Genomic DNA, 12,039 nt, shown 5'->3' with positions numbered 1-12,039 from the left:
TCAACTGTTTGAAAGTCCAAAAATTGGAACTGGAGTATAATTTACATTTTCATCTTCTAAACTATTATGAAGCAGATATATGTTTTGATTCTCCGCATCAATTTTATTGGGGTTTATCGATAATGATAAAATCTGGTAATGATTTGCTATTGCGATCTGGTAAAGCATATCAAAATTACTTCCAAGTCCTTCTGCCTCATCAATTGCCATATATCGGATCCCTTCTTGATTTTTAGATTTTGTCCCTTTGTCCAGCAATGATAATTTTGCCATGCATAAAAGTGCTATTGCTGAATACGTCTGGCTGGTACTGCCGTCGGTCTTGTTGCCTTGCGCTGATTTAATCGAAAACTTCAATCCATAATAGGATTTCGGATTCAGTAAATCCTTAATTTCAAGTTTAACTGTCCTTGAACCGCCGGTTCGATAAAATGCTTCCCTTAATTTATCTTCTAATGCCGGGAAATTTTCAAATTCTGCAGAAAATGTTTTAAGGGTTTCAAATAAGGACTCATCAATACCGTACTGGATATCTTTATTGATTTGCTCGGTGAAATTATTCATCCACTCTTTTTTAAGGACATCATCATATAATACATCCAGACTGACTTTATGCCCCCCGCTTATTTTTTTTTCTTCCGAATTTAAAAAGTTGGTTATAATTCTTATATCCATCAATTGGCTGCTTACCTCATTGGAAACATCATCTATGATTTCACTTAATTTTTGGAGCTTTCGGCTGTTTAGCTTTCTATTTTTAATATTTATATTTCGCAGGTAATTAGATATATTCTCCACTATATCCTCTTCCAACAGATCCCTTTGGTCAAATATTTCCTGAGGCAGAATTTCTCTGCATAAAGAACTAAAATCATCTGTTCCTTCATAGTGGTTCTGTTTGTCCTTAATGAAAGTATAAACCACAGTATTATACCTGGAAATATAGTCAATATTAGAAGCGATATATTTTTTTTCTAACTCTTCAATGGCAATATCATCCGAAGTATCCAAGGCTGTTTCAATTGTAAACAGTTCAGGATTTTGGATATAAATCTCATTTTTTTTATGCACATAATCCGAAATTCTCAGGTCTATCTCCTTTAAGAATTCAGACTGATTGTTATTGATGAATTGAGTGCTGAATTCTTTCTTGAGTTTAAAAAAATAGTCAGGTGCCTCTTCTATCGATTGCTTTAAATATTCAAGACCTGCATTATAGGTGGGCTTGAAATTATATTTATTTTTGTAAAAGTCTATATTCTCAATTATGACCGGTATTTTAAAAGTTTTCAGTTCCTGTTCCAGGTTAAGATTCAGATTAACCCATTTTCTTTTCTCCTGCTCTAGTTTACTGAAATTTATTTCTGCATTTGCAAGCTCTTCGCTAATTTGTATCTCTCTGGAAAATTCATCCAAATAATCATCAAAAACTGCCTTTTCCAAATTGTACATCTGGTGGTCTTCAAGCTGATATTCAAGCCCCAGGTCTGAATTAAATGCCAGTAGGTAATCATCGGGATTTTCGAGTTCTTCCAAAACTTCTCTAAGAAGTTCAATACTTGATAGTTTTCCCTCTAAAACTATAATATCTTCTTTTATTGTAGAGGTTTGTTTCTGGAAATATTCCTTAATCCCTTCTTTATCCTGCTTATCAAAAATGGGCGATTCTACAATTGGTATATACTCCATAAGCCCCTCTAAACTAATCCAAAAACCTTTGCCGTCTTTTTTTGCTATTTTAAGATTTTCTAGTAATTGATCTGGTTTGGGGATAAACCGCAAAGCAGGATTATCTGGTTCTTGGACACGAATATCCTCATTTTGGTATTTATGAACTACGCTTTCTTGAAATAAATCTAATGTTGCCGTCTGATTTAAAGTCCAATGTGCTAAAGATTTTTCATCTTCAATATTATTTAAAGCCTTTAATTTGTTTTTGATTTCAAGCTCTTTTCTATAAAAGTCGCTTTTTGAATTAATCTGCACCAGTATATTTTTACCAGCAAGCCTTTCAGCGATAAAAAAGTTTAAAATGTTTTTAGCTTTCAGTTTTTCGGTCAGTTCCTTTACCTGGGCTATCTGATGCTTGTTTTGATGGTATTTACTATAGCGCGCCTGCAGATCTTCTTTGGAGCAATTAAAATCTTTGAGCCAGTCGCTCAATACTTTTACTTTACCGGCACTTTCCTCCCACTTGTTTTTTTCTTTAAATGCAGCCACCCAGTTTGGTTCTATACGGTCTATTTTTTCTTTTGTGCTGATTATTTTATGCTCGACAATATTTTTTAATTCAGTAAGTCTTTCTGAACTCTCCTCATAAAGATTGATCTTCTCAGTGACCTGTTTTTCTGCATCGGCAATTTCTTTTGAATAAAAATTAAAAGATGCCAGGAGAAAAATCTGCTGCTTTTTATCTTTTTCATCTTTCAGTTTCAGCAGTTCACTCAGCGCTTTCTGCTTATCTGTGAGCAGTTCAATTTCGTTTAGGTTTTTTTCAAATTCTTTGGAATCTCCGTTTAATGCTATCACGGTATCATTGAATTTTCTGAGTAATTCTTTTTCTTTTTCCTCTCCAAATAAAAAGTTCTGCAATTTTACGCTTTTATTCATGTCCAGTGATTCTCTGGAAAATGCCTGGATAATTTTGGCATAATTCTCCAGAGTTTTACTGCTGATTGACAAATCAATGGGCAGTATTTCATTTTTAAAAAGAATTTTATGATAATTTGAAGTCTTATACCACGACTCGCAGGTCAGCTCCAAGGTATCTATGAGATGTTCTTTCAAATTCTCCATAGGCAGTATCTGGTCATCTTTAAGAAAATCGGCATATCCCAAAGTTTTATCGAAAGCCTCTAGTGTAGTGTCGTCTTCAAAATTACTGCCTTTCTGGATAATAAACATATTAGACATGCCGGAGCTTTCCAAATAAATGCCGATCGCAATAAATTTATTCTTCTCTACTTCGACATTTATAAAAGCATACGCCATATCGGTCCCCTTGCCATCAGTTCTTAAAACCATTGTACTGGGCTGTCTGGGACCTGTACTTTTTGTTGGGGAATGAAATGCGGCAGCACCTACACAGATCAATTGCAGCATATCAGAAATCATACTCTTTCCGGCTCCGCCCTCACCGACAAAATCAGTCCTGAACGAATTGAAATCATAGTCAAATCCCTGATGGTGAACTATCCCTAAAGCGGACAGCCTTTTAATTATAGGATATTTTTTCATGTCAGTTCGTTTAGCGTTTCATCTATGTTTATAATATAGTCCTCATATACTTTTAGCAATCGTTGAAAAGCCGGCAGTGTATGAAACTCATCTTTTTCCAGGGTTATCCACCCGATTTTCTTAAATTCTTCAAGAGCAGACCCGATGGTCTTATCAATAAGGTCATCATTGTAATTCCCGGGAGTTGTGTTTTTAGATTTGGCTATTAAAGCATAAATTCCCTTTTTATAGTCTTCAGATTCAATACGGATTTTTTCTTTTAATTTTTGAACAGATTCCAGATCAATTTCTCTGTCAATAAAAACAATTTTATAAATCAGAAACCCAATAATTACATACTCGCTTTTGAGCATATGCCTGTGCTTCTCAGAAATGTTTCCTCTATTATTGTTGATAAAATCCAGGTAATAATAAATTGCACTATCCTGGCCTGCTTCAACCAGGTCAACCTTAAAAAAAGTATTATAATACATTTTTAGGCTTTCCTGGTTCTGTGAGATAAAATTGAACTGATTTATTTGTTTCCCCTGCTTTTGAAAGTGCATCCCATCCTTCAGTAAATAATCAATTGATGCAAACAACTCCTCTGCGTTGTCACTGTAGAGAAAACTGCTCAGGCTAATTTTATTACTTTCATTTTCCATAGCGTTATATTTTTAAATTCAGGATGGATTTCCAGTTCTTTATCAATCTGCAGCTTAAATTTTTCTTTATTGCCATAAACATATTTAATGATATTAAATGTTACGCTCACAGCAATCTGGCCGCTTTTATTTTCTTGAATAATTTTAAAAAAGACTTCTGATAACCTGATGCTTCCTTTTAGTTCTATTTCTGACAAAATGTATTTTTCCCAATTCCTGATAGTATCTATTTCCTTTATTTTATCATGGGCTTTCTTAACGTTTTCCCCTATTTCCTTCTGGTTCTCAATATATTTTTTTCTTTCCTTTGGCTTGGATGGAAATAATTCGCGGTCTTTGTCAATTATCGTAAAGTTTGGTGTATCGATATGAATTTTAGGAACAGTTAAATTTCCGGGAAACACAACGGGTTTATTTCTGTTGTTGGATTCTACAGTGCTTTTATATAATAGCAGATGAATGAACTTCTCAATTTTTGAACTCAGCAGCGGTTTGCTTAATGTTGAAAATAACTGCCTTATTTTGGGCTGGATCCTGTCTAATTTCCTATCAATTGAATTCAGCCTTTCATTGATGTATTTCACAAATGAATACACTTCGGAAATCAGCTCATTTATCTCATTGTCTGTATTTTGCTTATTCTCCAGCAGGCCCCTTATCGTTTTTGTTTCAGAATAGGCCGACCGCAGTTCTTTTACGTGGTTCTGCGCATTGTTCATACTCACGTCTGTAGCTATAAGGATCTCGATGAATTTTTGGTTGCTAAAATCAGTTTCCCTCTTAAGTACTTCAATAGACTCTGTTATCTGTCTGTCTAAGAAATCAATCTGTTCCCTAAGGTCAGGTTCGTACTTTTTAAAAATTTCTCTGAGCCAGAACAGCAGCTCTCTTTCATCGCTGCTTTCTTCCAGTGTTTTGGAAAGATGGCTGCAGATTTCCTGGATCCGCGTCGGATTAAAAGCTCCTTTAAGGGTTTCTTTTGCATGTCTGCAGAATTTATAGGCATAATCTTTAAAAAAATACTTTTGGGATTCCTGGCTGTAATCTAAAAAATACTCCTGCAGGTCCATTATATGACTGGAATAGACCTCTTTTGGATAACGTTCTTTTGTCTTGTATATCCTTTCAAAAGCATCATGAAGATCTTTTTCCGTAAATTTATCATCATCAAAAAGACCCTCAATAATTTTCTCGTAAATCAGTACTATGGCAAGGCCGATCTCCCTATCAGGAAATAGCAGTTTATAGGTTTTTTCTTCATTTAGAATTTTAATGAAGTCAAAATTTGTCTGTTCGGCATTTTTCAATTGCAATAAATTGTTTGTTTTACAAATCTTAATTAATGCTTATTCTTTAAATTAAAAATATCGCTTTTTCCGTACACTTATAAAATTTCGAAGATCTCTTATAAAATTCGATATCATTTGTTTTAAGCTTAGAATATCCCTTAATTAATAATCTCCTTCATTAAGCCTGATTCAATTGACCAAATAAACACTAACGATTGGCAATTTTTTGCTTAAGGCGAATTTTTCTCAGCCAGCTGATTTTTAAGTTCATTATTACAGCGTAAATAATTTTGTCACGTTCCTGCCTTCTTTTTTCACGGTCAATTTCATTTTCAATCGAGATATGCACAATTTCAAAATCAATTGTTTCACGCATTTGAATTGCTTTTCGAATTCTTGGATAATCCCGAAGAAGCCTAGTAGCTTGATCCTGGCTTTTTAATGAATCCAATCGATTACTTGCAATAAATACTTTGCTTTTATCGTAGAATGGCAAGTAATCAATCATTCCGTCAATCCATTCAATACTGACCGCCAGAGGCAGATAGCTATTCTCAAAATAAAAAAGTTCTTCACTGACAAATTCTATATATTCAGCGGATTTATCAATCGGCACTCCACTGCGTTTTGTGATTTTCTTAAAATTGGAAACACACTTTTCCATAGTGGTAAAATGAATTTGTTTCTTTGAAGAACTGTACGCCCACCATAATCCCACTAAAGAAATCGCTGTTACACAATAAGAGACAGTTTCTGCGAAATCCTTAAAGTTGTTTATTCCAAATTCCATTTTGATACTTTTTTATACAATGGCTGATATCCTTAAAATAGAAGAAGACTGTAAACCAAAATAATTTTCTTATCAAACATATCAAATCGGCTTTAATTATTTATACGGTTTTCCGTAAATAGTGTTTTTAAACAGCAAATTAGCTTTAAAAAAAATAAAGGGAGCACGTAAAAGTACCTGTTTTAAGAAATTAAATAGAGACAGTTCCAGAGCTATTACATCAAAGATTTATAAGTGTTCTTTTCATGGTATTACCAGTTGCAATATTTTAAACCCGCAAACCTTATTTTCAAATTCTGCTATCCTTAAATGCAGCGCTTCCAATCACACCAGCCGTTTTTCCGATGCCTTTTTCACAGGCTTCCACACCGGTTTTACCCAAAGGGCCGGTATGCTGTTTTATCCCATTTCAAGAGCAGCTATGATCTTGCCCTTAACCCAGCATCAAGGTCATGGCCTTCGGGTATGCCAGAAAATCTCCACCTCTACGGGTCGTATTTCCTGTCAGAACCTTGCTGCTGCTAGACACTAACCTTTTATGCTCGTGAAACGAAACAAAGCATACTGCGGCTCTTTAGACGAATAAAAAAAATGTCAGAAATGAAAAAATACAGCATTGGAAACGGCCAGAAAAGTGAAACGAAACTTCAGCACCAGCTCTCATTGCCGAATAATACTGAATCACAGGAAATTTTTGTAGTCTTTCTTTTATTGAGTTCAGGTTGTTCTTTGATGAAGAGGAAACTCAATTTTATACCTACAATCTTCTGCTTTTAACCTTTCGTTTCATTCTATTGTCAAATGACAGTTCCTCGTAATCTTCTGTCTGTGCCTTCGGCAGTAAAGCGCCCAATAGGTCAAAACTGTTTTGTTCATAAGTATAGGGCATATTTTCATTTATTAAAAAGTCAGGCGTGTAAAGTGATTGGCCTATCTCTGTTTTCATCATAGCACCTTTTTGGGAAACACTGCTTTTATATATGGGATTTTCTGGTTTCTTATTATTATTCCACCACTCGTTAAATGTATTGGCCGAGAGGTTTTTAGCCAGCTCTGATCCGTTCCATACACTGCGGGATTTGTGGTCAATAAAAGTGATGCCGTAAATTCGTCCTGCAGCATTTCGTCGTACAACAATACTGATCCCTTCCTGCATCAGCTTTTTCCTAAATTCGGATTCGTTTGATGTATTCCGCATTACTGATTCGATCCTTTCCTTAACTGATCCCTTAGTAGGACTATCTTTTAGTTTTATCCTGTTCTGGCCGCATTGGGATTGTAGTTGCAGATAACCTGTACTTTTGCCAAACAGGGAAGCCTTAAAGGGACTGCTTCCTTTTTCTCCCTTTTCATTTAATGCAAAATATACCAGTCCTAGTTTTGGAATTCCATTATATTCGCCTTTGACTTCCTGGGCAGTAATATTAAAAAGTGAAAGCACGGCATTGTATGCCCCAAAAGTTTGGAACTGGTAATATTTAGACAGATGACGCAGTATCGAAGCCATCTGGCTTTTTATATCTCCTGCCTTATAGTCAACAGGTTTGAAAGTTGGGCTGTGTGTCTCCTGCTTTTTTTCTAAAGCTGATATAAGGCTGTACTGTTTTTCCAGTGACCTGCAGACCGCCATCGAGCGCCTTTTTTCAAATTTATCGGATATTTTCCTGCCGTCTGCATCCACGCACACCGATACGATATGGATATGAGTACGGTCTATATCGGTATGTTTAAATACCACAAAAGGCTGATTTCCGTAGCCCATCTGCCTCATATAGTCCTGTGCCATATTCTCAAAATTAGTATCACTTACATTATCTTTCGGATCAGGATTTAAAGAGATATGAAGTATCGGCTTTTCGGTTTTTCTGTTAGCCAGTAAGTGTAATTCAAAAGAACGGGAGAGCTGTTCTACGTTATAACTCCCGTCAGGGGCTTGGATTATATTTTGGGTAAACAAAACCTGTCCAGTTTCTTTTTCAACTTTTTGATAATTATAGACTAATGCTCCATACAGATTGCTTCCTCTTCCTATTTTTGCTATCACTTTTTCAGGTATTTTTCTTCAAATTCCGCTGTGAGCTGTATTATCTTTTGCGCTAAAAGAGCAAATTCCATTGTTTGTTTTACCAATTTGTGGAGATATACCGGAGCTGTCTTTTCGGAAAAATTACGGTACATAATCTTCACAACCTGATTGTAATTCACCCCAATAGCCCGAAACTGACCAAATAAGGCAGTGAGAAGTATGTAATAATCCATTGTTTCTTTATCAATCTTAACTGTCTTGATCCCTTTTTGAAAAATACACGCTGTAATAAAATGTGCCATTACATTCATGCCCGAGCTCTCAAAAAGACTCAGGAAACGCGCATTTTCTTCGGCGGTAAGACTGATAGAATAGCGATGGACAGCAGGATCGTTTTTAGGATGCCTGCCACCTTTACGGGGATTGGCTGTACTTTTGTTTTCCATTCCTATACGTACTGGTTATTACTTAAAAATAAAAACCAATATATTTTATTATCAGTAACTCCTCTTAGATTTGGAAATCTTTGGAAGCATTTGGCCTGATGTGTCTCAAAAGAAAGGATAGATATTTTTACATGTAACTTTATTTTTTTAATCAAAGAAACAATAAAAAGAAAACCAAGGTAGGACGTGCTGGATCAGCCTGACCAAAAGACTACGGCATAATGTTTTGCTCGCGTGCTCACAAAACACCCTTCGGGACTTATTCCGTTTCCTTTTGATCTGTCTGCATCCCGTCCTTTTAAATTACTTTCTTTTTCTTTTTTCCGTTTTTCTGTTTCTTTTGGAAATATATGTATGGTTTTATACAGGTAGATAAGGCTTTAACTGAAAGCTTATTTGCGTATTTACATAAAGAAGCATTTATGTCTTTACGTAAAAGCATAAATATGTAAAAGAGTAAAACTGTAAATACATATCTACATCAGTACAGTTCTACAACTTCATTTGCTTACAGGGTTACAAATAGCTGTAAATCTATCTTTACTTTTAGCCATATGCACATAACCAGATAAGTCCGAGCAGTTGTAAATGAGTATGTAAATTTTATTGTACAGAGCAATATAGTTACAATTCAGAGAAAAACTAAACTTAAGATCTTTGGAATTTATTCGAAAGGATTGAAGTTAGAACTGCCAATACTATTATGTTTTTTTAAGCCTTATAAAGGTTGATTTTAAAAATTAATTATAAAGCATGAAATACCTGCTAAATTTAAAAAGGGCATCAAGCCCTTTCAATTAAAACTATTGCAATAATATTTTCGAGAGAAAATAGCAAGTTGTGTTCTGAGCTGCTTGAAATACTTTCCGCAGCTCAAAACCACTTGCCCTTGCAGGGGCTGGAAAAAACTCCAAAGTCGTTTTTTTAATTAGTTGTATTGAATGTTTCAGTGTTAGCTCCCCTCTTTATAAGCTCCCCTGATTTTTTAGTATCGATATCATATTAAACATCCTTTCAGGTTTACGACGTTTTTTATACTCCATAATTCTAAGGTTATTTTTAGGTATAAAAGGAAAAGACTATTGCTTTTTCGTCATAAGGCCTTTATTTGCCAGCCTTTTTATATGTTTTAGCTTTTTTAGAGAGCCTGTAAAATGGATCGTTTTTTGCAAATTTTGGATCGTTTTTGTTAACAATCCTTCTACAATATTGTTCTAATTTAGCTTTACAAAATACTAAATATGTGATCGCTAGCTAATTTCTAGCAGTACGAGCTAGGGGTAAATTAGTATGCCCGAACGACATGTCAATTATGATTCACAGAATATGCGCGGATTTATATTCTGCTATTGTATATACATCCATAAGCAAAACATTCGATTTTGAAAATTTGTTATTCAACTATAGTTACTAATGACATTTTTAATCCGTTTTAGGCATATGATCCTCCTGATTAAACAAGGGTTAATTAATTATTTTACAGAACTTTACATTACAAATATCAATTGCATTACAGTAAAATTTAGACAACGTTATAAGTAAAAAACTGATCGTTTTTTACATCAATCCTTTGGTGGCTTTGTTCTAATTTAGATTTATAAAACACTTATAAAGTGGGTATTTTAAAAGAAACACACCTGTTAGACTATTTAATATGACTTAAGTCACATTATAAAACATTGTAAACATTAAAAGCAATGACATGAAAACATCAATATCCTTTAAAAATACCATAGCCGACATAATCTGCCTGCTTTATATCCTGCTTTTTGTTTACGCGTCTGTAAGTAAACTGCTTGACTTTGAGAACTTCCTGGTGCAATTGGGGCAGTCACCTTTATTAAGTGCGTTTGCCGGATATATTGCATGGATGGTACCGATGCTTGAATTATTCATTGCATTGCTTATCGTTTCAAAAAGGTGGAGAATTACGGGCCTTTTTGGAGCGTTGTGCCTGATGATTATGTTTACCGCATATATTTTCATTATTTTAAATTATAGCCCATTTGTCCCTTGTTCCTGTGGAGGAATTTTGGAAAAAATGGGATGGAGGGAGCATTTCATTTTTAATTTTGTTTTCATGATGCTGGCCGCAGCAGGTATCCTGATACTGGCCGTAAGAGTGCCAAAAGTGCACTTTATTTCAAAACCTGCTGCACTGGTCAGTGCCTTTTCGATAACTATTTTTTTTAGTATTGGTACTATTGCCCTGCTATTTATATTATCAGAAGACATAATTCATCATCGAAACAATTTCGTTCGCCGTTTTCCCGGAAATGCTGTAAAAGTTAACGACATCGATCTCAAGTTTAGTTCCTATTATTTTGCCGGAGCTTCAAAAGAGAAGATATACTTGGGCAGTCATACTGCACCTTTATTAGTGACAATGCTGGATACAGCCCTTATGAAAAGAAATGAGTTTAAGATTCATCCCAATAGGACAGATTTTTTATTCCAATCCGTCCAAGTTAGAATTTTACCTCCTTATTTTTATCTTATAGACGGATCTGTTCCTGTTATTTTTAAAGGAAATATGAACAATTGGAAGGGCTATGTAAAATGGAATGGGTCTACTACTTTTTCCCATTATCAGCTCATGGATTCGCTCACATTGGCATTTCGTTCCAACAGCAATGTAAATGGAGAAAGTGTACTGGGATCCCTAGATTTTGGTAGGAGACCAAAAACACGTTTCAATACAAGTCTGTTACAGAAACAGATCGATGGAATTTTTGATGTCGATGGAACACTGCATTACGACAAAGACATTCAGAAGTTGGTATATATTTATCTCTACCGTAATCAATTTATTGTAACAGATCCGGTTCTTAATCTTGACTATCGAGGTAAGACAATAGACACCATCAGTAAAGCCCAAATTAAAGTGACTACTGTGGCAAGCAGACAGGAAATGAAATTTTCAGCACCCCCTGTAATTGTCAATAAAACAAGTGCCGTTTGTAAAAATTTATTGTTTGTCAATTCAGCATTATTAGGCAAATATGAACCTGCTGAGATGTGGAAGGATGCCAGTGTAATTGATATATATGACCTTATTACCAATTCCTATCAGGGTAGTTTTTACATCTATCATATTAAAAATGAAAAGTTAAAAAACTTCTTTATTCTCGACAACAATTTTTATGGATTTATAGGACCACATTTGGTTCATTATAAATTAAGCAAGAAACTCACAAACTCATATCAAAAGTAAGATTCCGTCATCAAAGTATACTGCAGTGTCAGGGAAAAGATCGAAAACCTGTAAAAGAGTAGATCACTAACACTTTAAATTTTTTATTATGAAATTAAATTTTGCAAAACAGGTTTTACCTGTAGCGATATTTGCACTTGCAACAGTTGGTGCATTTACAACCCATGCCATGAATGAGCGCGCCAAATCATCGGCGCCAATTCGAGGGTACATCAAATTGAACCCAGAAGCAACCTCTTGTGAGGAGCATGATATGTGTTCAACAACCAATAATGGAACCATCTGTAGAGTTGGTTTGGTACCAAGCGGTGCACAATTATTTGGTAAAAATTCTGCCAACGAATGTAAGGTTCCGGTTTATAAACCGTGATTCCATTGCTGGTAGAAATGGCA

At 34.9% G+C, this 12,039-nt stretch carries 8 protein-coding genes; 2 read left to right on the top strand and 6 right to left on the bottom strand.

What is annotated here, in order from left to right:
* The 6 genes from AC3IS6_RS10815 to mobA form a co-directional block, all read right to left on the bottom strand.
* Positions 1-3,237: a DNA repair protein Rad50 gene (locus tag AC3IS6_RS10815; RefSeq protein ID WP_489164886.1), complete on the bottom strand. Its 3,237-nt coding sequence runs from the start codon at positions 3,235-3,237 to the stop codon at positions 1-3.
* Entirely contained in the window at positions 3,234-3,881 is a 648-nt protein-coding gene (locus tag AC3IS6_RS10810; protein WP_489164885.1) for a condensin complex protein MksE, read from the bottom strand. The genes AC3IS6_RS10815 and AC3IS6_RS10810 overlap by 4 nt, the downstream gene beginning before the upstream one ends.
* Complete coding sequence (locus AC3IS6_RS10805; protein ID WP_489164884.1) at positions 3,851-5,188, bottom strand: hypothetical protein; 1,338 nt, start codon at positions 5,186-5,188, stop codon at positions 3,851-3,853. The genes AC3IS6_RS10810 and AC3IS6_RS10805 overlap by 31 nt, the downstream gene beginning before the upstream one ends.
* 190 nt (positions 5,189-5,378) lie before the next feature.
* Positions 5,379-5,960: a hypothetical protein gene (locus tag AC3IS6_RS10800; protein WP_489164883.1), complete on the bottom strand. Its 582-nt coding sequence runs from the start codon at positions 5,958-5,960 to the stop codon at positions 5,379-5,381.
* Positions 5,961-6,717: 757 nt separating this feature from the next.
* Positions 6,718-8,004, bottom strand: a complete 1,287-nt coding sequence (gene mobB / locus AC3IS6_RS10795) for a conjugal transfer protein MobB (RefSeq protein ID WP_489164882.1) — start codon at positions 8,002-8,004, stop codon at positions 6,718-6,720.
* Positions 8,001-8,432 carry a conjugal transfer protein MobA gene (gene mobA / locus AC3IS6_RS10790; RefSeq protein WP_489164881.1) on the bottom strand — a complete coding sequence of 144 codons (432 nt, stop codon included), beginning with the start codon at positions 8,430-8,432 and terminating at the stop codon, positions 8,001-8,003. The genes mobB and mobA overlap by 4 nt, the downstream gene beginning before the upstream one ends.
* A gap of 1,702 nt (positions 8,433-10,134) precedes the next feature.
* On the opposite strand from mobA, the gene AC3IS6_RS10785 reads away from it, so the two are divergent.
* Positions 10,135-11,646, top strand: coding sequence for a DoxX family protein (locus tag AC3IS6_RS10785; protein WP_489164880.1), 1,512 nt, complete (start codon positions 10,135-10,137; stop codon positions 11,644-11,646).
* Positions 11,647-11,734: 88 nt separating this feature from the next.
* On the top strand, positions 11,735-12,016 hold the full coding sequence (locus tag AC3IS6_RS10780) for a DUF6520 family protein (RefSeq protein ID WP_489164879.1): 282 nt from the start codon (positions 11,735-11,737) through the stop codon (positions 12,014-12,016).
* The last annotated feature ends 23 nt before the right edge of the window (positions 12,017-12,039 follow it).

Source organism: Flavobacterium sp. KH_035 (genome assembly GCF_057839565.1).
Note: the sequence above shows the minus strand (reverse complement) of the source record. Positions and strands in the feature narration are given on the sequence as shown.

Bases quoted from the DNA above. Each gene is read 5' to 3' on its own strand.
- AC3IS6_RS10815 (WP_489164886.1), bottom strand. From the start codon at position 3,237: ATGAAAAAATATCCTATAATTAAAAGGCTGTCCGCTTTAGGGATAGTT.
- AC3IS6_RS10810 (WP_489164885.1), bottom strand. From the start codon at position 3,881: ATGGAAAATGAAAGTAATAAAATTAGCCTGAGCAGTTTTCTCTACAGT.
- AC3IS6_RS10800 (WP_489164883.1), bottom strand. From the start codon at position 5,960: ATGGAATTTGGAATAAACAACTTTAAGGATTTCGCAGAAACTGTCTCT.
- mobA (WP_489164881.1), bottom strand. From the start codon at position 8,432: ATGGAAAACAAAAGTACAGCCAATCCCCGTAAAGGTGGCAGGCATCCT.
- AC3IS6_RS10785 (WP_489164880.1), top strand. From the start codon at position 10,135: ATGAAAACATCAATATCCTTTAAAAATACCATAGCCGACATAATCTGC.
- AC3IS6_RS10780 (WP_489164879.1), top strand. From the start codon at position 11,735: ATGAAATTAAATTTTGCAAAACAGGTTTTACCTGTAGCGATATTTGCA.